General features: G+C 34.3%; 20 protein-coding genes and 2 pseudogenes. 4 read left to right on the forward strand and 18 right to left on the reverse strand.

The window, feature by feature from the left end; genetic code table 11:
* Window positions 1–175: 175 nt before the first annotated feature.
* From QBE53_15345 to QBE53_15370, 6 genes are all read right to left on the reverse strand, one after another.
* Window positions 176–847 (reverse strand): hypothetical protein, encoded by a 672-nt coding sequence (locus QBE53_15345; GenBank protein WZL81158.1) that lies wholly within the window; start codon window positions 845–847, stop codon window positions 176–178.
* Window positions 844–1,944 carry a mannose-6-phosphate isomerase gene (locus QBE53_15350; GenBank protein WZL81159.1) on the reverse strand — a complete coding sequence of 367 codons (1,101 nt, stop codon included), beginning with the start codon at window positions 1,942–1,944 and terminating at the stop codon, window positions 844–846. Before QBE53_15350 ends, QBE53_15345 begins: the two co-directional genes overlap by 4 nt.
* A 21-nt stretch (window positions 1,945–1,965) precedes the next feature.
* Complete coding sequence (locus QBE53_15355; GenBank protein ID WZL81160.1) at window positions 1,966–3,258, reverse strand: TRAP transporter large permease; 1,293 nt, start codon at window positions 3,256–3,258, stop codon at window positions 1,966–1,968.
* Window positions 3,255–3,752, reverse strand: a complete 498-nt coding sequence (locus tag QBE53_15360; protein WZL81161.1) for a TRAP transporter small permease — start codon at window positions 3,750–3,752, stop codon at window positions 3,255–3,257. Before QBE53_15360 ends, QBE53_15355 begins: the two co-directional genes overlap by 4 nt.
* An 82-nt stretch (window positions 3,753–3,834) precedes the next feature.
* A complete protein-coding gene (locus tag QBE53_15365) occupies window positions 3,835–4,830 on the reverse strand; it encodes a TRAP transporter substrate-binding protein (GenBank protein ID WZL81162.1) in 996 nt (331 codons plus the stop codon).
* A gap of 109 nt (window positions 4,831–4,939) precedes the next feature.
* A complete protein-coding gene (locus tag QBE53_15370; GenBank protein ID WZL81163.1) occupies window positions 4,940–5,998 on the reverse strand; it encodes a LacI family DNA-binding transcriptional regulator in 1,059 nt (352 codons plus the stop codon).
* A gap of 200 nt (window positions 5,999–6,198) precedes the next feature.
* On the opposite strand from QBE53_15370, the gene QBE53_15375 reads away from it, so the two are divergent.
* The 3 genes and pseudogenes from QBE53_15375 (at window position 6,199) to QBE53_15385 (ending at window position 8,820) form a co-directional block, all read left to right on the forward strand.
* Window positions 6,199–6,321 carry a hypothetical protein gene (locus tag QBE53_15375; protein ID WZL81164.1) on the forward strand — a complete coding sequence of 41 codons (123 nt, stop codon included), beginning with the start codon at window positions 6,199–6,201 and terminating at the stop codon, window positions 6,319–6,321.
* 135 nt (window positions 6,322–6,456) lie between these two features.
* Window positions 6,457–7,556 (forward strand): IS3 family transposase gene (locus tag QBE53_15380; GenBank protein ID WZL81165.1). Its coding sequence is split into 2 segments (ribosomal slippage): window positions 6,457–6,709 and window positions 6,709–7,556, totalling 1,101 coding nucleotides; the frame shifts between segments, so codons are not numbered across the junction.
* 83 nt (window positions 7,557–7,639) lie between these two features.
* Window positions 7,640–8,820: pseudogene (locus QBE53_15385) on the forward strand (IS3 family transposase).
* Between the two features lie 210 nt (window positions 8,821–9,030).
* On the opposite strand, the gene QBE53_15390 reads toward QBE53_15385, so the two are convergent.
* The 12 genes and pseudogenes from QBE53_15390 to QBE53_15445 all read right to left on the reverse strand — a co-directional run bounded on the left by QBE53_15390 (window position 9,031) and on the right by QBE53_15445 (window position 22,486).
* The gene (locus tag QBE53_15390) at window positions 9,031–9,597 is read right to left on the reverse strand and encodes a HAMP domain-containing sensor histidine kinase (GenBank protein WZL81166.1); all 567 of its coding nucleotides are present in this window, start codon (window positions 9,595–9,597) and stop codon (window positions 9,031–9,033) included.
* 22 nt (window positions 9,598–9,619) lie between these two features.
* Entirely contained in the window at window positions 9,620–10,252 is a 633-nt protein-coding gene (locus tag QBE53_15395; GenBank protein ID WZL81167.1) for a hypothetical protein, read from the reverse strand.
* Window positions 10,252–10,923, reverse strand: a complete 672-nt coding sequence (locus tag QBE53_15400) for a response regulator transcription factor (protein ID WZL81168.1) — start codon at window positions 10,921–10,923, stop codon at window positions 10,252–10,254. Before QBE53_15400 ends, QBE53_15395 begins: the two co-directional genes overlap by 1 nt.
* 142 nt (window positions 10,924–11,065) lie before the next feature.
* Window positions 11,066–12,166 carry a glycoside hydrolase family 88 protein gene (locus QBE53_15405; protein ID WZL83326.1) on the reverse strand — a complete coding sequence of 367 codons (1,101 nt, stop codon included), beginning with the start codon at window positions 12,164–12,166 and terminating at the stop codon, window positions 11,066–11,068.
* Window positions 12,167–13,036: 870 nt separating this feature from the next.
* Window positions 13,037–13,984: pseudogene (locus QBE53_15410) on the reverse strand (arylsulfatase).
* Between the two features lie 33 nt (window positions 13,985–14,017).
* Entirely contained in the window at window positions 14,018–16,123 is a 2,106-nt protein-coding gene (locus tag QBE53_15415) for a glycoside hydrolase family 52 protein (GenBank protein WZL81169.1), read from the reverse strand.
* Window positions 16,120–16,902 carry a carbohydrate-binding protein gene (locus QBE53_15420; GenBank protein ID WZL81170.1) on the reverse strand — a complete coding sequence of 261 codons (783 nt, stop codon included), beginning with the start codon at window positions 16,900–16,902 and terminating at the stop codon, window positions 16,120–16,122. The genes QBE53_15415 and QBE53_15420 overlap by 4 nt, the downstream gene beginning before the upstream one ends.
* Window positions 16,903–17,119: 217 nt before the next feature.
* Window positions 17,120–18,304: an iron-containing alcohol dehydrogenase gene (locus QBE53_15425; GenBank protein ID WZL81171.1), complete on the reverse strand. Its 1,185-nt coding sequence runs from the start codon at window positions 18,302–18,304 to the stop codon at window positions 17,120–17,122.
* A 97-nt stretch (window positions 18,305–18,401) separates the two neighbouring features.
* The gene (locus QBE53_15430; GenBank protein WZL81172.1) at window positions 18,402–19,415 is read right to left on the reverse strand and encodes a tripartite tricarboxylate transporter substrate binding protein; all 1,014 of its coding nucleotides are present in this window, start codon (window positions 19,413–19,415) and stop codon (window positions 18,402–18,404) included.
* Window positions 19,416–19,490: 75 nt separating this feature from the next.
* Entirely contained in the window at window positions 19,491–20,987 is a 1,497-nt protein-coding gene (locus QBE53_15435; GenBank protein WZL81173.1) for a tripartite tricarboxylate transporter permease, read from the reverse strand.
* 10 nt (window positions 20,988–20,997) lie between these two features.
* Entirely contained in the window at window positions 20,998–21,453 is a 456-nt protein-coding gene (locus QBE53_15440; GenBank protein ID WZL81174.1) for a tripartite tricarboxylate transporter TctB family protein, read from the reverse strand.
* Window positions 21,454–21,484: 31 nt separating this feature from the next.
* Window positions 21,485–22,486: a tripartite tricarboxylate transporter substrate binding protein gene (locus QBE53_15445; GenBank protein ID WZL81175.1), complete on the reverse strand. Its 1,002-nt coding sequence runs from the start codon at window positions 22,484–22,486 to the stop codon at window positions 21,485–21,487.
* Between the two features lie 260 nt (window positions 22,487–22,746).
* On the opposite strand from QBE53_15445, the gene QBE53_15450 reads away from it, so the two are divergent.
* Window positions 22,747–24,537, forward strand: a complete 1,791-nt coding sequence (locus QBE53_15450; protein ID WZL81176.1) for a histidine kinase — start codon at window positions 22,747–22,749, stop codon at window positions 24,535–24,537.

Below are 24,537 nucleotides of genomic sequence, written 5' to 3' on the forward strand. Positions count from 1 at the left end.
GATCCAAAAATCAGCTTTTTCTTGCTGTATTTTTCAATCAGCTGGCAAAGTAACTGATCCCTCACACCGCTCTGACGTATCGTTCAACCCACTAATTTTCTTGTTCCGCTTATATTATGATTGTGCTGGGTATACTTAAACACCGATCACAGATATCATACTGAAACAGGTCTATTTATATATCTTCCATGATAAAATCAATCCATATGTAATCAATTGCTCCATCTTCGTATGACAAAACCCCGTGATTCGATCCTAGAGGTATATGGACGATTTCATTAAAGTTATATTTATTTTCATCTATAACTATCTTGGCTTGATTATTCGGAAAAGGAATAAAGATTTGTTCAATCTGAGGATGCTTGTGAGTTGGAACGATATTTTCACCCTGACTTCTAACTCCTCCTACGATTAAACCAGGAACTATATTTTTATCCAGCCAAATAGTTGAAATCGTCTTTGGCGTCTTTTGACTGTCGATAACTTCTGTTTTGTCTTCTTCATAAATCAATAACGGTAAATTGTCACTATCAATTTCCCCCTTATATTCAGGAATCTTTATAATAACAATATTCGTGTTTGATTTTATACTTTTTATTCCAATAGGTTTTATTACATTTGTTATGAAAAATGAATGTTTAGTCATCAGCTTTTTATTACAACTTATCTCACCATCATTAGTATAAATAATGACCAAACCTTCTTCGCTTTGAAGTGTATATTCTTCGTTTTTATTTAGAGATATTTTTTGAATATCTATCCCTCTAATATTATTTAAACAATTTATGTTTTTGCTTATTTTTTTCTGCCTCTCTTGGAACTTGTTTTCATACTTTCTTATTTTCATATGTTTTGCCCTTTTATTTTGTATAATACTATTTCTTCTTTAGGCTTTGCATGTACAATAAACTGTTGACAGTTTGAAGTAATAAGAACTGTATCTCCTTTCTTAAGTTCATTCTCTTGTTTTTCATTTATATCGTCAACTATATATTTTCCATTTCCTTCGTAAATAAACAAACCATAAAATTCATTTTCTGCTTGAAATACCATCTGATCTCTTATTATTATTTTATCAAGTGAAAAGCACTCTGTATCTTCATATGAAATAATTGGTTGTATGCTATTTTTTTCTTGGTCTATGATTTCGTGAGAAATACGGCATTGGTCAATAACTTCATCGAAACTATATCCTCTTTGGTCAAAACAATCAAACATTGCCTCTGTTCCTATTCCTTGATGGCAATCCATTTCCTCAATTTTTAATCCAAAAGGTGTTGTTTTTTCAACACGCAATGTATAATCTGTTGGCTCTTGGATTTCAATTAACATGCAATTTGCTCCTATTGCATGTGGAAACCCACCTGGAATTAAATACGTCTCATTTTTTTTCACATTGATTTTATGCAACATTCCTAACATTTCATCTAAATTTTGTGCATAAAAAGCATTCTTAAATTCTTCAAACACAACATTCTCTTTAAATCCTAGGTATATGCAGGCATTATCATCTCGTGTATCAAGAATATGCCAGGCTTCTGTTTTCCCATAATTTGAGTTAAAATACTTTTTTGCTTTTTGTTTTGTAGGATGCGCTTGTATAGTTAGACGTTCTTTCGAGTCAATTATTTTAGTCAACACACCTATTTCATTTCTTGTCAACTGCGCATACTTTTTTCCAAGTACTTCATTTGGATATTCTTTGACTAATTCAGTCAATGTTTTATCTATTTTCCCTGCTACAATGATTTGACTTTTACCTTCATCTATATTTTTTCTGCAACTATTACTTGCTTTCGTTGTTGACATAATCCATAATTCAGGAAAATTTGAATCTTTTGGAGAGTCACAATTTGTGAACTCATCTATATTTCTCCCTCCTACATAAGTTCTCCAAGCTCTTTCACTTGTTAACTTCACAGGTTCTTTCAATAATTCTTTCATATTATATTACCTCTTTCTAAACTATCCGATTATCGATGGAAGCCAAAGTGTAATTTGCGGAAATGCAATAATCATAATTAATAAGATTGCAATTACTGTGTAAAAAGGTAAAAATGCCTTAAATGATTTTTCAATCGGTAACTTTGCAATTGCGCATCCAACAAACAAAGAATTTCCAACTGGTGGTGTACACAAACCTATTCCAAGGTTTAGAATCATAATGATTCCAAAGTGAATTGGATCATATCCAATTGCTGTTACTACCGGTAAAAAGATTGGTGTAAGCATAAAAATTAATACCGCCATATCCATAAACATTCCTGCAATAAGTAAGACTAGATTAATCATAAGCATTATTAAAATCGGATTATCTGTAAGTGATAGCATAAATTCAGAAATCATCGTCGGAACTTTTAAATAAGCTAAAATGTAACCAAACATAGATGACATTGAAATAACCGCCATAATTGTAGCTAAAGAGTTTAACGAACCTGTTAATACACGCTTAAACCTTTGAAAATTCATTGTTTTATATACAAATGTTGTTATAACCAATCCATAAATTGCAGCAATACCTGCTGATTCAGTTGGTGTAAATATTCCTCCTACAATTCCACCTATTATAATAAAGATAGTTGCAAGTCCTAGCAAAGAATCAAAAGCTATTTTTAAGCTATCCTTTAAACTATATTTATCTCCTACCGGATAGTTTCTTTTTCTCGCTACAGCATATGCCACTATCATTAATGCAACACCTAGTAATAGTCCCGGAATATATCCCGCAATAAATAAATTACTAATAGATAAGCCACCTGCTGCAATAGCATAATAAATCATATTCTGACTCGGTGGTATAATAATTCCTTGAACTGAAGATGTTACTGTAACAGCTACACTATAGTCTTTATCATACCCTTCTTTTTCCATTGCTGGTATCAACAATGCTCCGATTGAAGATACGTCCGCAACAGAAGATCCACTTATTCCTCCAAAGAGCATACTAACCACTATGTTAACCATAGCCGTTCCACCCCGAATTCTTCCCACCAAAACATCTGCAAATTTCATTAGCTTATCACTGATGCCACCTTCTGTCATAATCGATGCAGCTAAAATGAAAAATGGAACTGCTAAAAACCCAAAATTATATAATGATATAACCATTTTTTGAAAAAGTAAGAATAAATTTATATTTAGAAATAGTGCTGTAATTAAACTTGAAATACCTAATGAAAAAGCGATAGGTATTCTCATCATCATTAAAATAGCCAATACTGAAAAAAGTATTATGACTCCAATTACCTCTGGGCTCATTTAAGCTCCTCCTTATTATATGTTTTTAAAAATAATGATTTTATGAATAATAATAGACTGTATATAACCATTAGTATGGACGCTATAATAACTGGAATATACATTAAAATTTTAGGTAATCCGCTTACTGGAAGAGTGTTGCCAATAATCGAATTTGTTATAATAATCAAGTAGTATGTCATTATTGTGCAAAAAGACGCTACAACAAGATGGCGAATTATATCAAGACCTCTTTGTACCTTGACAGGTAGTTTTTCATAGAACATAACAATTGCAATATGATCTTCAAAGTACAATTCATTTGCAATAGAAAAGAAGCCAAACCAAATTAATAATAATAATGATGCTTCTTCAGACCATATCAAGGGGTTATTAAACACATATCTAAATAATACGTGTATTCCTGTAATAGATAATGTTAGGACAAGCAGAACAGAACATATTCCTCTGAATAGAGCTATAACCTTTAAAATTATGTTATCAATTTTTTGCATATTTATCCTTTCCTTAAATAATACAGTTGCAATACAGCTGCTTTGCAACTGTATTATTTATAACAATTTAATAGGTTATAAATTAATACTTATATCCTTTGATTTCCTCAATAATTGATTCTAAGTAATCATAATCTGCATACATAGGTGCTACAGCATCTTGAAACTCTTGAATATTTACTTGTGTAAATTCACATCCAGCTTCAATTGCCTCTTGCTTACTTTCTTCCTGTGCTTTTATCATAGCTTCTCTTTGCCAAATAGCTGCTTCTTGTGCCGCTTCTTTCACTAGTTCAAACTGTTCATCTGTAAGCTTTTCTTTAACTGTGGCACTCATAATCAAATTACAAAATCCTGCCGTATGCCTATCCTCCATATAATACTTTGCGACCTCATAATGTCCAGATGTTGTATAACTTACAAAATCATTTTCTGCGCTGTCAATCACACCTGTTTGTAATGCAGTGAAAACATCCGCATAAGGCATAGGAGTAGCTGTTGCATTTAAAGCTGTAATCATATTAATATTCGCTGCGGAATCCATAACTCGTATTTTTTTTCCTGCTAAATCAGCTAAACTCACCGCCTTTTCCATTGTATAAAATGACCGCCACCCTGAAGAAAGATAGTTTAAGACATACACCCCCGTCTTTTCCAGCATTTCTTCATTAAGCGCTTTTCCAACACTACCATCTACAGCAGCCCATCTATGCGCATCATCATTAAACATATAAGGAAGTGTTAATGCCTCATAACCGTCCACATACTGTGTTAATTGAACCACATTTATACGCGCAAAATCTAATACACCTGCTTTAACTTGCTCTGTCGTTTCAGCCTCTTCTCCCAACTGTGCATTTGGATATACTTCGATTTGTACTTGTCCATTGGTTTTTTCATTTACTAATTCTGCAAATTTTTCTCCTGATTGCGCCAAAGGACTAGATAGTGGTTGATTATCAGCCAACTTTAATGTAATCGGTGTGTTCTCACCAGCCTCACTTTCATTCGAATTGCTGCATCCTGTTGGTACCACCATAGATAACACCAAACATAAAACTAAAATTAATTTTTTCATTTTTCTTCTCCTTTTTTTTTATTATTAAATCATATAAAATATGAATTAATTTCGGCAATCGATTTCCCATTATGCGAAAATATTGCCACACATTTGTGTAGCTTTATCTTCACGCTCTTGGTTTTGATGTACTCTTTCTTAAAATCAAATTAACATCTTGGGAGCAGTCTATTTTTGAAGCATAATCTCTATCCTCAAGAACTTCCAGTAAATACTGAATACTTTTTTGTCCAACCTCATATTTATTAACTTTCAACGTAGTTATTTCAGGTTCGATTAAATTTGAAAAGAACGTATCATCAAATCCTATCACTGAATAGTCTTTTGGAATACTGTAACCCTGGTTTTTTAATACAGATATAGCGCCTAGAGCAACCAAGTCATTCATACATACAATACCTGTTATGTCCTTATTTTTACTCTTAAGCATTTCATTGGCACAGAATATACCTGTATTGCAATCAGGTATAGAGTCGTTTGTTCCCACTTTTTTTTCCTTTTCATCTACAAAAACATTATTTTTGTTGTATACTATTCCAAATTCTTTTAATGCCTTTTTATAGCCTCTTAGTTTTTCTTCACGTATTTTATTATCTATTTTTGAAATAAACAAAGCAATGTTTTTGTGTCCCAATTCTATCAAATGTTTTGTCACGGTATAAGCTTCTTCTTCTCGGTCAAAATACATGGTTGGAATCCTATCGTCTAATTCACTTTTTATTCCAATAGATACAACCTTCCCACCTCTATTAATAAAATTTTTCAAACTTTCAGGCACATTATCTACAAATATTGTTATAATTCCACTGACACGGTCTCCAATTAAACGCTCTAAATACTTATCTGTTCTTACATCTTCACGATCACAACTACATATATTAATCGTATAATTGTGTTTTATGGCTTCATCTTCCATTCCTCTTACAATTGATGGATAAAAGGGGTTATCAATTGATGGTAGTATAACACCAATTGTTTGGTTAGTATTCTTTTTAAGATTCCTTGCCAGGCTGTTCGGATAATAATTCATACGTTTCGCTGCATCTTCAACTCGCTGTTTAATTTCTGGTGTCACTCTTCTCTGCGACTTTCCAAGAACTCTTGAAACTGTACTTGGTGATAAATCAAGTTCTTTCGCAATATCGTAAATTGTTATTCTTTTTTTCATACATCCTCCACATCTCGCTATGGCAATCGATTTCCAACATAGTATATCAAGCTTCATTTTATTTGTCAATAAATATCAACTTTTTATTTAATCATTTTCTGATTCATATCTGATAATGTCTTAAGTAATCACATTTGATTATGTCCCAAAAGGAAAGGATGTCGTATAATAGAAACTCACTAAACGAACGAGGTTATATTATGCGAAAAATTGAACTTAACATGAAAGAACATTACAAAAAGGACTTCAATAGAATCGACACTGCCTTGATCGATATCGAAGAAGCCCCATTCCCGCCGTCCCCGCTGTTCCTTCTTTGGTGAAATGTTGCAGATGGACGCCTCCATCCACCAATAGTACGGTCAGACAAAGTTGAACTCGTGAACTCGCCCCAATAAATTAGTCCACTTTAAATGTTAAAAAAGTGATAAAATTATACAAAAGGAGTGGTCCAATCTATGAAAAAAACAAGATACACAGAAGAACAAATTGCCTTTGCTCTAAAGCAAGCAGAATTAGGTACTCCAGTTGAAGAAGTATGCAGAAAACTTGGAGTCACCCAACAAACTTTTTATCGTTGGAAGAAAAAATATGAAGGTATGTTGCCCAGTGATATGAAAAGGCTCAAGCAACTCGAAGAGGAAAATAGAAAGCTCAAACAATTGGTTGCCGATTTAAGTCTAGATAAGTCAATGCTACAAGATGTCATATCAAAAAAGCTGTAAAGCCTGCGGAAAAAAATGAATTAGTTCACTACCTACAGGTATGTTTTCAGGTTAGTGAGCGTAGGGCATGTAAAGTTTTAAAGCATAATCGTTCAACACTGAGATACAGTAGCATTAAGGATGAGCAGGCCTTCCTCAGAATGAGAATCAAAGAAATTGCAACAACAAGGATTAGGTATGGGTATCGTAGGATCCATGTCTTGCTTCAACGTGAAGGCTGGCAAGTAAATCATAAGCGAGTGTACCGTATTTATAAACAAGAGGGCTTAAATCTTCGAAACAAAAGTGGGCGAAAAAGAATTAGTTCTCCTAGGGTACCAGATAAAAATAAACCTGTAGCAATAAACGAATGCTGGGCAATGGACTTCGTCTCAGATCAGACTTTTAACGGAAAAAGGTTCAGAGCATTAACTATCATTGATACTTTCATCAGAGAATGTGTGGGAATACATGTTGATAAATCCATCAAGGGTGAACATGTTGCACTTAAGTTAAGTGAGATATGCCTTGAAAGGGGATTCCCGAAAAAAATCAAAGTGGATAATGGCCCGGAGTTTATTTCTAGATCATTAGATTCTTGGGCTTACTTCAACAAAGTCAAACTCGAATTCTCAAGGCCAGGGACACCAACAGATAATGCAGTCATCGAATCCTTTAACGGGAGCCTTAGAGACGAATGTCTAAATGTAAGTTGGTTCATATCATTAGATGACGCAAAAGGAAAAATCGAGGCATGGAGATTGGACTACAATGAATTCAGACCTCACTCTGGACTAACACACATGGCACCATCCGAATTTGCCCAAAATCATAACGAAAAATCGATTTCATAATGAACATTTTAACTTTAAATATGGACCAAAAAAAGGGTGCTACTCATAAGTTATGGTATGAAGATTGGGGTCAGGTCAATACTATGGCCCAGTCTAAAAGACCGAGAAGAACATTTACCCCTGAATTCAAACATCAACTAGTCCAGCTTTACAAAAGTGGTAAACGCAAATGCGATATTACCAAAGAATATGACGTTGGTTATTCAACTCTTGATAAATGGATCAAGCAAGAGGAGAATAGTGGTTCTTTTAAGGAAAAGGATAACTTGACACCTGAGCAACTAGAACTCATTAAACTTTGAAAACAAAATCAACAACTTCTCATGGAAAATGATATTTTAAAGCAAGCAGCTCACAAGTTTACTTCGTAAACCGTCTTCGACGCCGATATCTCTCGGTTATTACTGATAATGGGACGAAAATCAAAGTGATAAGAAACAATACTCACAAATATTCGGTATCAGCAATGTGTCGCGTCCTACAACTCCCTAGAAGTACTTATTATTATGAAGCCAAACACAAGCCCGATGATAGTGATTTGGTTTTGAAAATTAAAACTATATTTAAAGAGAGCCGGAATAATTACGGAGCTCTAAAAATCAAAAATGAATTATATACTCAGTTTGAGATCGCTGTTTCTAAACGTAGAATTCGACGTATCATGAAACAAGAATGCTTGATTTCGTCATATCAAGTGTCAAAATATAAACCACATAAAGAAACATGTAATGAATCAAAAACAGCTAATTTGCTCAAACGCAACTTCAATACTGAAGAACCTAAACAAGCTGTTGTAAGCGATCTTACCTATGTTAGAGTTGGTTCCTCATGGAATTATATATGTGTCGTTATCGATCTATTCAATCGTGAAATAATCGGTTACAGTGCAGGTACAAGAAAAGATGCATTATTAGTATCAAAAGCATTTGCCACCATCGAAGGTGAACTATCAAAGATCCAGATTTTTCATACAGATCGTGGAAACGAGTTTAAAAACAAACTAATTGATGACACTTTGGAAACCTTTTCTATCCAACGATCTCTCAGTATGAAAGGGTGTCCGTATGATAATGCTGTAGCAGAAGCTACCTACAAGATTATCAAAACTGAGTTTGTAAAGCAGTATAAATTTGAAAATATTGAGCAACTAAAAATCGAACTGGCAGACTATGTTAACTGGTTTAATAATCATAGAATCCATTCTGCACTTGGTTATTTAACCCCAAAACAATACAAAAACATTCACCTTAAAAAAGTTGTCTAAAAAAGTGTTGCCAATTCACTTCTTAATGCTAGTATATAAGCCTAAACTAAAGCGAACTTAAAACTTTATTTTAAATCAACTTAAAATTTTATATTTTCACTTTCCTATACCGTATAAACAGATCTTTAATATATAAAAACACTCCCCTCTAGTATCAGATTTTTTATTCTGGCTACCATAAGGGGAGTATTTTATTATAAATCAGGATTTTTAAAGCTGTACAGTAAAGATAATTGTTTTTCCATCTACACTCTCTGCTGTGATTTTACCTTTATGCTTTAATACAATGGCTTTAGCAATAGATAAACCAATACCATATCCTTCTAAATTACTATTTCTAGAGTTATCTGCTCTGTAAAATCTATCAAAAAGGATATCGTAATTTCCACTGCTTAGATTTTCTACTTTATTTGTCGTCTGTAAAAATATTTTTTTAGCTTGTTTTTTTAATTTTACTTTTATGGGCTTGTCTTTTAATCCATATTTTAAAGCATTGTCAATTAGTATTGAAACCAGTTGACTTATCGATTGTTCATTTCCATAGTAATCAATATTCTCTTCAATTTCTAATACTAATTCCTTATCAAAAAATTTACTCATTTCACGAAATTGTTCGGTAGTTTCTAATACCAAATCAGATAAAGAAAAATCGTTGTACGTAAGCCGGCTTTTTTCTTCATCCATTCTAGTTAGAGATACTAGGCTTTCTACAAGATTGGTTAATCTAAGAACTTGATTATGAATACTCTTTGTCCATTGACTTTCTTCATAATTCACTTCTATCACTTCTGTATTTGTACTAATAATTGCAAGAGGGGGTTTTTAATTCATGACCTGCATCTGTGATAAACTTTTTTTGTTTTTCATAACTCTCCGCTATAGGCGCTATAGCCTTTTTAGAAAATACAAGCACAATAATAAAAACTGAAATTATAGCTATTATGCCAGTCATCATACTATTTCTTAAAAATGAATAGAAAATCTCCAAATCTCGCCCAATATTTACAAATACTAATAATGACCCATAATCTTTATTTACAACACTATACTTATAATCATCTGTAATTCCACTCTTTTTTTTGCTTTGCAAAACTTTATTTGCATAATCAAGAGCCTGATTGGTAGAAGTAGAAGAAATTTTACCTGTATCTACTTCTATAATATTACCTATCTTGTCTATTTTCACTGTAAAAAACCGTGTTGAAAAGGGTGCTTCTGGTGATATCTTTGGTGGTAATTGGTCTTTAAAATCCTGATCATTTGGTTTGGGGAAATATCCATTATTTTCTACAAGTATATTTAAAAGCTCATCTGCATTTCTACCTATTTGTGAATAGTTAGATAAATTGCTGAAGAATCCAATTACAAAAACTACTATAAATACTGCGCTAACAGAGATTATGATAAATTTTCTACGTAATATCTCTACCATTATCTCTCCTCCAGTGAATATCCTATATTTCTCCTTGTTTTTATCTCAACATTTGATCCAATTTCAGCGAGCTTCTTTCTAAGGGATGAAATACATACCCATACTACATTTATTTCAGAATCACTATCATATCCCCAAACTTTTTCCATAAACCGATCTGTTGAGATAACATTGAATGGATTAATCATTAGTATTTCTAACATTTGAAACTCTTTGTTTGAAAGTCGAACTGATCCCTTTTCCGATTTCAATTCAAAGGTTAACCTGTCTAAAGTAATATTCCCAAAGCCAAGTATAGAATCAGTAATCTCGGTTTGCCGTCTCGTAATAGCACGTATTCGAGCAACTAATTCTTTGGTTACGAAAGGTTTAGTTAGATAATCATCGGCGCCACAATCCAGTCCTAAGACTTTATCATCAATTTCAGATTTTGATGTTAGCATCAATACAGGAACATTATTTCCCTTGCTCCTGATTGTTTTAAGTACAGTTATACCATCAACTTTTGGCATCATAATATCTAATATTACACCATCATAATTGTCCGTTTCTAAATAATTAAGAGCTTCTTCACCATCATAAACCGCATCCACAGAATAATTATTGTGTTTTAACATAGCTACAAGAGCATTTGAAAGTTCTAGCTCATCTTCACAAAGCAATAAACGCATCGTCTCACATCCTTTATATAAGTATATCCTATAAACCTAAAATATAGTAAAATTTTTTTGTGAATCATCCATTCCACCTTTAGGCATAATATTTACTACATTAGTAAGTTATTGACATTGGGCTTCAAATTGCAACATTTATTTACCAAATATAAAGGTCATCGCCTTTTAATTTTAAAACCGCTTCGATAAAATAATAATCACCATAAATAATGGAGACATGGTTTTCTTTGTAATTATGATATGCATTATTACATTTTTGCACCAGCGAATCTTCGTTTTCGCTCCAATCCACTCTTTTTTCTTCCAGAGCTACAAGCATCTTCATCGCAGCTTCTTTATAGAGATTTTGTTCAAGTTCCGGAACCGATTTTGCCAATTCAAGTAAACCACAGGCTCCAATTGCCGCAGCTGTAGAATCTTCTCTTTCACACTCTTGTGGCTGTCGAAAATCAACAGGGATTAGTCCACTTTCTGGAATATTTGCTATAAAATAATGGGCAATTCGTTTAGCAGTATCTAGATAGCGTTGTTCCTTGGTATGATTATAGCTCATCATAAATCCGTAAAGTGCCCACGTTTGACCTCTTGTCCAAGACGAACCGACTGCATAACCTTGCCCCCTATATACTTTACATTTTTCACCGGTATTTGGATCAAATTCGACGATATGTTCCGAGGAGCCATCGGGTCGAATAAAATTCTTAATTACTGTATCAGCATGGGCCATTGCTATATGTTTAAATCTAGGGTCTCCACTTTCCTCTGACGCCCAATAAAGTATAGGTATATTAAACATACAATCGATGATCGCCCAACCTCTTGTATCTGTTTCATCCGTTTTTAATCCGTTCCATGCCCTTATGAATCTCCCGTTCAAGTTAAATCTACCTGCCAAAAGATTTGCAGCATGCATTCCTCGGGTTTTTGAGTAAGGATTGCCTGTGATTTTATAGTTTGTTACTGCAGAAGGCAACCACATAAATCCTACATCGTGATGAAGGCCTTCATAGTCGAGAAAACATTGGTCTAACCATTGTTCAGACATCTTAGCAATATCTGCATATTTGTCCTCTTTAGTTTCATGATACATTTGCCACATCATTCCCGCCCAAAATCCATTAGTCCACCAACTAATGCCATCTGCATCATTGCCACTGGGATTATCTCTTCGATCTGTATGTTCACCGTTCACTGTTGTATAGGGAATTTTATTTTTTGATTTTTCACTCACCCACGACATCTTTTTGACAATTTTATCTCTTGTTCTTAGCACCCATTCTTTTTCTTCCTGTGTCAGACTTATGTCTTCCTTTACTTGATTGACTTGTTCAATATGAACAAAGTAAGGCGACACAACATAGTCTTCACTTTTTGAAACAAATAATGGTTTAAGTAGGGTCTCTCCTTCTTCTAAGTCTACATTAAATTCAATGTAAACATCCTCCTGATTCACCTCTGCTTGCAAGTGTTGTTCTTGGATGCCTATTGTCGCATGACCTATGTCTAGAGCAAGGCCTCCTGTATATAAGGGCCAATCCTTCTCATCAATATATTCTTTACAAAACTCAATATCATCTCCTTCAATGCCCGCTGTAATCGGTCTGTTTTGTTCTAAGGGCCATCGATAAAGGCGTATTCTATAGTGCGCCGACTCTTTTACATAGATTTCATAATGACCGGCTGCTAAATATCCTTCACGGATTAATTGCTGATTCCAGGCATTAATAGCCGAGGGAGTAACTAAGTCATGCCCCGTAATATAAGAGGGCAATGGTCCGATAACATGTGAGATAGACTCATTAAATTTAGGCGATACAAGTTTCCACCATTCTTCATAAGCTTCTCTTAATTCTTCAATGATTTCTGGATGTTGGGATGCCACATTATCCCGTTGTTCTCTGTCTTTATCTATATCATACAGTTCTTCTCCATTAATTAATCGCCATTTTTGTGTACAGACTGCAGATTTTCTCCATTTTACAGGCTGTGTTAATCTTTGGGAATCTGTAACAATAGCTCGATCAGGCCATTCATCTTCTTGGCCTAAAAGAAGCGACTTTAGACTTATGCCATGAAAAGATTTATTATCTGGAATATGAATATCACAAAGATCAAGCAAAGTAGGCATAAAATCAATATTTGCTGTCAAATGATTTAGGTCAACATTCTCTTTTATCCCCCCTTCTGGCCAACGAATAAAGAAAGGAACTCTATGTCCACCATCATAAGGGGACCCTTTCTTGCCACGCATGCCATTATTCCAACCACTAATAACAAACTCATTATCATCTACAGTAACGCCTCCACCTGATCCATTGTCTGTCATAAAAACAAGAATAGTATTTTGCTCAAGATCTTTTTCTTTAAGCCAAGTACGTAGTTCACCTACATTTTCATCAATGTTTTCAATCATTCCATAGAAGCGGGCTCTTTGGTCATCAACTAAAGAACGATACGTATCTGCATAACGGTCTTCTACATTAAACGGACCATGTGGCGCATTAAGTGCAATATAACAAAAAAATGCTTCTTCTTTATTGCCCTCTATAAAATTTTTTGCCTCTTCAAAAAAGACATCTGTGCAATAGCCCTCATACTTATTTGGGACACCGTTTACGAAATACGTATCATCAAAATAGTCATTCCCCCACCAATCAGATGTTTGACTAATTCCTCCTCCACCGTGAACAACTGCTGTATCAAAACCACGCTCATGAGGGCGATATGGTGATGTGTCACCAAGATGCCATTTGCCAAATATGCCTGTATGATAGCCATTCTCCTTCAATGCAGATGCAAGTGTCCATTCATCTTTTCGCAAGAGCGAACGTCCACCTATCGTATGCCAGACCCCTGTACTATTAGCATAATGTCCTGTCATAAGCCCTGATCGAGTCGGAGCACAGGTCGGTCCCACATGAAAATTCGTGAGTCGTGTACTTTCGGATGCAAAGGCATCAATATTTGGGGTACGAACAATTGGATTTCCACCCCATCCCATATCTCCATAACCTTGGTCATCTGTTAAAATAAAAATTATATTTGGCTTCCTGCTCATAATAACTCCTCTTTTCTATAAATTTATCACTTCTTATTCATCTAGCCAAAGAATGCTTGTAACACCTCTAGGATAGTATTTACTTCCCACAGCAAGGCCTGACATCATCTGGTCACTCCAGCAATGATAGCTTTCAATCGGGTGTAACAGCCACTTTACATGGGCTTTATCTGCCCGAATTTTTCCTTCGTCTTCTTCTAATTTTAACACTTTTCGAGCCACAAATTGACATAAATATATTTTACTCAGCCAAGAATTATCACTTGTCGATGATAATTTCCATCCACCATCTGCATACAAGCAAGTCCCTTCAACAAGAACTGTATGAAGATGCTTTTGCAATGCCTGTATCATAAGTCCATATTGACCTTCAGGGTCAAGAGCTTTGGGTGTTCCTGTATATAGGGGAAAAACCAAACCTTCAATAGCCGGTATAATTCTTGATCTATTCCCTTCTTCAAATATTGCCGGTATATATCCTTCTTCGGTCATATTTTTTGCAATGGTATTAGCACAAAGAATGGCTTGATTTTTTGCCTCTTCTGCATATTTTAGCTCTTGTAGCTTCATCAATATTTTTTCTAAAGCTACATAGGCCGCCCAAGATTTTGTTGCAAGGTACACGTTACCTCTCGCTTGTCCAAGAGACTCGTCTAGGCTATCATAAGTCGTTATCTCTGATCCGCCCATAACCCGGCTACTATCTAGACTCATAATACCATTTCTATTTTTAGCTTGTGGATGATCACGATTCATCATACTATTAAGGCAATCGATAAAAACTTGACTCTGTTTATTCAACCACTGTACATCGTTTGTTTGTTCTACATAAACACTTGCACAACAAATCCAATTAACCAACTGTTCATGGGTCATATGGGAAAAACAGCTTGTTAATCCGAAGCGCTCATAAGCAGAATAGCCAGGTCGTGACAAACTGTTGCCAACTCCCATATCATGAGTAAAACTAATGCCACCTTCATAAAGTTCACTATCTCCCGGAAAATTCACTTTATCCACATAACTATAACGTTTAACAAACATATTCAATTCGTTTTTTACTGTCCAAGGATTCATTTTCATTTCAAAAAATAATTGGTCTACCATCAAGTCAAATGTATTCATCATACGATACTCACCTTCGTTGACAATCCAAAAAGGTTCCCCATCTAGTTCAAGAAATTCCGTACTTCCATAATAGCTTCTGATGGAATGTATCATCATAAACTTTTGGTCGTCCGATAAATGTTCACCTTGAATAAGCTTATTTGCATTTTGACATTTTTGTCTTAATAGATCATAGTTTTCGAGCGCATATTCTCCTACAGCTTCTATATTTGAAAAGTACTTTCGATAATAATATTTTGTATCGAGAGGTGTGGTCACATAACCATCTCGATAAAAACATGCGACAAATTTAAAGGTCTTTTTTTCTCCCGGCATAATGTCCATAATCATAGCAGATACATTCCCTAGACCAAAAGCATAGTTTTCTTTTCTCGTTTCCGTCAAAAGTTTTTCAATGGTAAAATCATTGGCCGCTAAGACATTATCATCTTTGGTTAAAAGCGCCATTTGTCTGCCTTGTCCAACCCCTGTATATCTACGTCGAGCAACATCATTAAAATTTCTAAATTCTGCAATAGTATCACCACCACTAAACCCAAAAAATGCTTGTCTTTTTTTTGCGTGTTTAGTATTATCAACTGTAATATCTATATATATTGCAGGAATAATCGACTGGATTAAGTCTGTTTCATTTCCGTCCTCCGGGTCTGGTACAGCTCTTACAGGCGAATAAATGCTAAAGGTTAAATCGCCTGCTTTCCAAGTATCTGTCCCTAATTGAAATTCTCGCTCTATCGCACTATCTTCAAAGTTTTTTAAGTGTATATCTTTTCGTGTCACATGACCATCCATATCATATCTAGCGGACTCGTCTTCAATGCCCTCGTAAAAGGGCAATGTTTCATAAGAGCTATGGTCTGTCGACTCAAGCCCAATATATATATCTTGATCTGCCGGTTTGGCTAATTCTAATCCAAACCCACCTTTTCTTCCTTTATATCCTAATGTAAAGCTTGCAAACGATCCAATCGGTGAATGATGTGCGTTATAAAATATCGTATTTTTTTTCATCCCTCAACTCCATAAACTTCTATTTGTGTTAAAGCAGAAAAAGCAGCTGATACTTCTCGCTTAAGATTCTTCAACTTTATCCAACTTACTTTTTTTTCTTGAAAGGTAAAGCTTTGACCATCTTCTGATTTGATCATTGTTATTGGCATATAACTTCCGTCTGAAAATTCAATGGTTGCCGATTCCCAATTTATGTCATGGTCATTCACATAATCTGCACGTAAATAAATCACTATTTCATCAATGCAAACATTTCTTCCAAAATCTAAGGTAAATTCAAGATCATCTCGTAATCCGCCTCCCCATGACTGATAGGGCCAAGCCCCATGACCATTTCTGTTTAGATGACCATCAATGGCATTTTTGGCTTCAAACCAAGGCTCATCTCTTGTTACCACATTCGCCGACGCATGAGGATAATAGCCAGTATCCCAACGTTTATCTAGGGCATTTAGGGCTAAATTCCTTCGATTTATTAAGCATTTTTCTTCGACTGACTTCATAGTAATTTGATGGCAATTTCCTTTAAAGGCTTCCGGATGATAGGCTCGTCTTTTAGGTCCTTCTGGAATCTGATAAACAATTCGGCCATTTGGCGTATATATTATGGAACTATTAAAGGTTGGATCTATATCTATTTTTACAAAACTGTTTGCTTTTGTTTCAAAAATAAGAATATCCTCAAAACCATATTCTCTATTAACTACAAGTGTCACCTTGTCCTCACCTGTTTCTTGTTCAATTAAATTTCCTAGTCGATCAGTTAGCCTAATTTCCACAATATTTTTCCTTTCTTTTCATATTTTATACATTTTATAAATTAGTATATAGAATTTCATCAAGAATTTTGTTCAATAAATACAGTTTAATGTCGCTAAATCTTATATCTTTTATATATTTGTATTCTAATCTGATTTCCGAAGAATTTATTAAAAAAAGAATCCCATATATCATGGAATTCTTCTTAATTGTAAAGGTTATATATTACTTTATCTTTTAACACATTTGATATATTTTAATAATATCTTCTTTTGTAATTGGTCTTGGACCGTTTGTTGCTCCTTCTTCATTTCCTGGGAACATTCGTACAACATCATCTGCCATTTTTTCGAATTGGTCTGTTGGAATATTTACATCCGATAGTGTTAAATATGCATCTGTGGATTTTAACCATTCCACTACTTTAGTTGACAATAATTTTGCTGCCAGTTTATCATCTTTGACGGTCACTCCAAAACATCTTCTTGCCAACTTAGCCCATCTTGCAGGCATCACTTCAGCCATGTAATCTAGATATGGTGGAATGACAATTGTCATTCCTCTACCATGAGGCAAGTCATAAATTGCGCTTAAAGGCATTTCAATGGAATGCATTGGAATCGATCCTGTTCTACCCAGTGCCTGAAGTCCGGACCAACCAAAAATGGAACATAAAGCTAATTGTCCCCTTACTTCTGCATCTTCAAGGTTATTAATCACCTTATTAAAGTTATCCTTTAAGGTTAAAATAATCCCCTCTGTTATTCTGTCTGCAAATTCAGATTCATCTTTACTCGATAGATAATGTTCAATTAGGTGTGAAAAGATATCAACACAGCTGTCTTTTGTTATTGTTAATGGTACTGACTTAAGTAGCTCTGGATCAACAATTGCAACTTTTGGAAAACGATATTCAGATCTCGAAAAACTTTTTTCATTGGTTTCGGCATTGGTTAAAACACCACCTGCATTACATTCTGAACCAGAAGCTGATATCGTCGGAATAGCAATAATTGGATAAGCACCTGTGTACTCCCTTGGAACCCTACTTCCTAAAACAACATAATCCCAAGCCTTACCTCCAGAATACCCAGTTGCTGCGATATATTTTGCCCCGTCAATAACACTTCCTCCACCAAGCGCAATAACAAACTCACAGTTCTCCTTTTTAAACATATCAATTGCTTTATCAATAGTTTGAGCTCTCGGATTTGGCTCGATTCCAGTAAATGTAACGAATTCCACTCCCAAATCTCTTAATGAAGATTCTACTTTCTCAATGATTGGATCTAAAAAACCTCCTCTTGCATAAGTAGCAATCATTCCTTTTTTTCCATATTTTTTTGCTATTTGACCAATTTCATTAATTCTTCCTGATCCATATACTAATTCTGTCGGAAAGTTCCAATTAAAATTATTCACTTATAATTCCTCCTGTTTTATGTTTACGTATATGCGTAGCTATTACGCATATATAGCTATATTTAATATACACTATCTAAACTGTTATTACAACAGTTTATTTTTTCAAAATAAGATTATCATTCATTTCATTATAAAACTGCAAATCTCGGTCCAGAAATTCAATAAATTCATCATGTTTTCTAAAGTCATAATTTAGCCTCAGTTGTGAGAGCATATCAATAAATTTTTCATCTTTTGCCGCATTGGAAAAACCTTCCATAAGTATACTTTTTATTTTAGGGTCTACACCTTTTGGTATTGCTAATCCTCGCCATGTATATATACTAAAATTATATCCTGACTCTTTAAAAGTTTTAATATGTGAGAAAGCCTCTAAACGTTCATCTGCTAATACCGTTAGAAGTTTCATTTCACCTCTTTCTAGATGTTCTGCAACTTCAGATGTACCAGCAATTACAATATCTAGAGAACCTCCTAACACATCTAAAACAGCTAAGGATGTACCATTATAAAATCTACTTTCAAATTTTATATTAGCTTCTCTTTCAACACCTTTTGCAGCAAGGTCCCAATTACTGCCTTGTCCTGCGCTTCCTATTGTGTATGACTTATTTTCCTTATGAATGCTTTCAATCAGTTCTTCTATACTATCATAAGGAAAGTTTTTAGAAACTACCATTAATCCTGGCTCTGTACTTAGTAAGATTAAGGGTTCTATATCTGTATAGGAAAAATCGAGCATTCCAAAAACAGATAAAGAGTTAACCTCAGTAGTTATAAGGGTTACTGTATAACCATCATGTGCTGCAAACAAACCTTCCCTTAATCCTCTCGCTCCACTTTCACCTAGCTTATTAACAGCAGTAACTGGTTGATCAAAGTATTCATTTGCTGAAGCAATAAAAGCTCTTGCCACATTATCCGTTCCTCCACCTGGAGCGAATGGAATAACAACCTGAATTGCTCTACTTGGAAACTCTTGATTTTGTTCAGGAGAATTAATGATTAAATCCACATCATGAACATTAGTTTTATGTGTACAACTTACAAGTCCTATGAAAGTTATAAATAAAATAAAAAGTAAACAAACTTTTTTTTCACCATTCATCACGTTTCTCCTGTCATCATCAATTTATTTCTATCTTATCAAAAGCCTCCCTTCATGTAAAGCAATATAATATCATTATATGCTTCGCTTTTGTTTTTCGTTCATTTTTTTCTGCTTAATTAATGCACTAACCAAAGACAGAATTGCAAGAACTAACAAAGCAATACTGATAGGTCTTGTGAATATAATCGCCCAACTTCCTTTTGAAATTAAAAGCGCTCTTCTCAAGTTACTCTCTGCCATCGGTCCGAGAATCAGAGATAGGAGAATGGGAGAAACCGGAAAATCATATCTTTGCATAAAATAACCAATAACACCAAAAATGATGGCTACCCATAAATCAAAGGCACTGTTACGCATTGAATATGCACCGACTAGTGATAATACAAATACAGTAGGAATCAGTATATTCTTATTTACAGTAATGACTTTTGCAAAAAACTTAACTCCTAAAGTGCCAACAATAAACATAGCCACGTTTGCAAGCATCATAGCGGCAAATACACTGTATACAATATCTAGATGGTCACGATATAACAACGGTCCGGGTTTTAATCCTTGCATTACAAAGGCTCCTAACAAAACTGCTGTCACAGCATCTCCAGGAACACCTAAAGATAATAAAGGAATCATGGCTCCTCCTGTACAGGCATTGTTAGATGCTTCTGCTGCAGCCACACCTTCTATCACACCTGTTCCAAATTTTTCAGGATGTTTTGAAGATCTTTTAGCTTCGCTATAACCTACAAATGCTGCAATATCACTACCGGCCCCCGGTATGGAACCGATAAAGGTTCCAAGTACACTAGACTTAAGAATCACTTTCCAAGAAGCTTTAATATCTGATTTACTTGGAAACAATTGTGTGATCTTGTTTTCGATTTTCTTTTGAGAAGCGATTGTCTCAACACCTTTGAACACTTCTGATAATGCAAAGAGACCAATAAGTGTAGGAATAAAATTAGGTCCTTCATATAAGTCCATAACACCAAATGTAAATCGGGGGAATCCACTAATTGGGTCTAATCCCATTGTGGCAATAATTAGTCCGAAAAAACCTGATATTATACCTTTAAGGATTGAGCCACCAGAAACAGAAATGATAATGCTTAATCCAAAAAGAGCAAGGGAAAAATACTCTGCCGGACTAAATTCAAGTGCAAGCTTAGATATCTGAGGTGATAAAAAAGTCATAATCAGCGCTCCAGTAAATCCTCCAATAAAAGAAGCCAAAGCCGACATTCCCAGGGCTCTTCCCGCCTCTCCTCGGAGAGTCATAGGATATCCATCTAGAAGAGTCGCTGCCGCTGCAGGCGTTCCAGGCGTACGTATTAGGATTGCCGAAATAGATCCTCCATAAATAGCTCCACTAAAAATACCAAGTAACATAGCCATACTTTGATGAATCTCCATCCCAAAAGTAAAGGGTATCAGCAATGCAATTCCCATTGTCGCTGTCAGTCCGGGTAATGAACCAACCATAATCCCACCGGTAACTCCTAAAAAAACCAACATCAATATTCCAGGTTGAAGTATACTGGCAAATCCTTCGAATAATAAATCAAAACTCATTTTACTCCTCCTAAATAAGAAATCCTGTTGGCAATGTCAGCTTTAATATACCTTTAAAAACAATATAGACGGCAATTGATATCAACACGGATAAAATAACCATTTGTTTATAGTTCCTATTTTTTAATAAATACATCAAATAAAACAAATAAAATACTGTGGCTACTATAAATCCAGTAAACTCCATGATAATTGCATAGAATACAGTAGCCACCAAGGATAAGAATGATCGAATTAATTCAGGGGATTTGATGTTAAGTTTATTATATCTTAGTTCTCCCTTTTTTAACAAAGCTTGTATCAACAATATCATTGAGGCACACATCATTCCTATAGCCAACAACACAGGAAAATATCCCGGTCCTATCTTACTACCTGGTATTGATGGAAAGTTACTTGCTACAAGCAATACATATGTACTGATTGCAATTCCAATCAATCCACTAACAACATTCGGTTTATTCATTTTATCCTCTTTTCTAAATATGTTATCATTTTTATTCTGCTGTCAAACCTAATGCTTCCATTGCAACTGCAACTTCTTCACTATTTTTAGCTAGGAATGCTTTGAAATCTTCTGCGTTTTGATAGGCAATAGACAATCCGGAGTTTTGAGCATACTCAATAAATCCTTCAGATTCGATTCCTTTTTTAAAGGCATCGGATAAAATCTCAACAACATGGTCTGGTGTGCCTACCGGAACTGCCAACCCTCTCCATGTACCAAATGAAACCTCATATCCTTCTTCAATCATTGTTGGAACTTCAGGAAAAAGTTTTGTTCTTTCAGTATCCATTACAGCTAAAATCTTCAAGTCACCAGCTTCAACTTGAGCTTGAACTTCTGATGGACTTACAGATACTGCATCAACATGACCACCAACTAAAGCTGTAATTGCAGGAGCCGCACCATCAAATGGGACATGTCCAAATTGTGTTTGTGTAACTTGCTCAAGCAGTCCTGCTGCCACATGCCAAGTTGCTCCGATTCCTGAATTTCCAATATTTATCTCTCCGGGGTGTTCTTTGGCATAATCTAAAAATTCTTTAATATTATTAAACTCTGAATCTGCTGAAACCGTAATTGCTGCAGGTTCCATATTCACTCGCATAAGAGGAATAAAATCTTCATAGGTATAATCTACTAGTCCTTGTGCCGGTAATGAACTTAACTCAAAAGTAATCATTCCAACTGAATATCCATCATTGGGCGCCGTTTGAATCGCTGTATGTCCTACTGCACCACCACCACCTGTTTGATTAGTTACCGTAATCGTTTGTCCAAGAAAAGCTTCTGTTTCTTTTGTAAGACCTCTAAGTACAGTATCCGTACCACCACCAGCAGACCAAGGACATATTGCCGTAATTGTTTTTGTTGGGTAATCATTATTCGAAGCATTTCCACCTTCATTTTCTTGTTTTCCTTCTTTACTACATCCGGCAAATAAAGAAATTGTCAGTACCATAACCATTAACAATACACTAATTCTTTTTTTCATAACTTCCTCCTTTAATTTAATAAATAGTATGGTATCATTATATATAATTCATTATTTATAGTTAATCAAATACTATGACTTGATTTAATAAAGTAAATAAAAAAATTCAAAACTTTCTTTTGATCTATTTTTATCATTTAAAAACTATGATTTTTTTTACTTTTATATAAATATAATTACCACAACAATAATATCCATATCTTTTATACTGATATTTTTATATAATAGTTATACATGCATTAATAAAGAGGTGGTTTATTATGTTATTAAAATTGAAAGATTTTTTTAACCGGAAGAAGAAAAAAGTTATCGGTCAGCTACGTAATCGTATTATTTTGACTGTTTTATTAGCTATTACAATTCCAACTATTTTTTTTCTGTTTTATATATTTTCATTTGTGAACGGTCATTTATACAATAATTATGTTGATTCTATCCTTACTCAGTCAACAAAACATATGGAAGACATACTTGTAAGTAATCTAAGACTAATTGATAACAGCGCAACCATTCTTGCATCTAACCAAGGTATTCGAGATAATTTATATGTTATCGCAAATGATGAGCTTACTTATTACAAGGAGCAACTTGTAAAGCTTAACATTGAAACTGAACTTAAATATATCATGGGAGCAGATTATGCTTTTAGTAAAAATCTAGTTGATTCTGTTGTACTTGTTGCTGATTCAAATCATTATTATTATCTTTTATCCAATTACTTACCAAATCAAACCCTTATTGACAGTGTTCTAACAATATATAAAAAAAATATATCTGATAATGATGCTATACATTATTATAATGAAAATGATTCTATCTATTATATTAAGTCAATCAATGACTATATTTCTCAAGAAGAACTTGGTAAATTAGTCATTGGAATAAATCCTGACGTACTTTCTGGAGAGTATGAACCGATAGATATGAATGGTGGTTTCGGTGCAGTTGTGGATGGAAACGGTGAATATTGGTTTCATACAACGCCTCGTTTCATTGGTACACAAGCAGATAATTCTATTATGACAAATATTTTTTCAAATCAGACTTCAGAAATTATCTATAACGAAGAAGCCTACTTGGTTCAATCAAAGTATATCAGTGATTTGAACCTATATATCGTCAACTTCATTAAATCAAAATATTTTTCGAGAGATTTTAGAGCAATCCTTCCTATATATCTTAATTTCTCTATATTAAGCATCATTATATCTCTTTTTGTAGGCATCTATTCTGTTAGTCATGTTACCGAACCTTTGAAAAAAATAACCCAAACAATTGCCGATGTTAGCAATACTGAATTTAAGGAAAAAATGCCGCCATATAAATATAAAGAACTAAATGATTTAAGTATTGTTTATAATAAAATGATTGATAAGATTCAATATCTTTTTACTGAGGTCTATGAAAAGCAAATACTTGTAAGAGAAAGCGAACTTCGGGCACTACACGCTCAAATAAATCCTCACTTTATATTTAATGTGTTAGAAACCATCACATGGGAAGCTCGAATGAGCGATAATGAAAAAATAGAACGTATGGTTACGGCTCTTGCCCAACTACTTAGGAGCAGCCTTTCATTTACAAATCAGGAAAAATACACCATTGAACAGGAACTTGAGCATGTCAGCTTCTATTTATACCTGCAAACCATTCGTTTTGTTGATCGTGTGAGTTATAGTATTGAGTTTGAGTCAGATGATTTACTTGAATATTACCTTCCTAAATTTGCTATTCAAACTTTAGTTGAAAATTCTATTATACATGGAATAGAATCAAAGACTGAACACAGTCACATCAGTATTACCGTAAAACCCTATATAGATGATTTGCTAATTTTTGTTAAGGATGACGGAATAGGTTTTAATTCTAAAAATTTATCACTGGATAGTTCATATAATAATTCAAATTCAATATCTGATCATATAGGCCTTAGAAATGTCAATCAACGAATTAAACTACTTTATGGTAATAATTATAGTTTGTCAATCAAAAGCGTATCCGGCAAGGGTACTACCGCAACAATTCATATACCACAAGATAAGGAGAATTAA

It is taken from the genome of Vallitaleaceae bacterium 9-2 (assembly GCA_038396585.1).
GTDB lineage: Bacteria > Bacillota > Clostridia > Lachnospirales > Vallitaleaceae > UBA1351.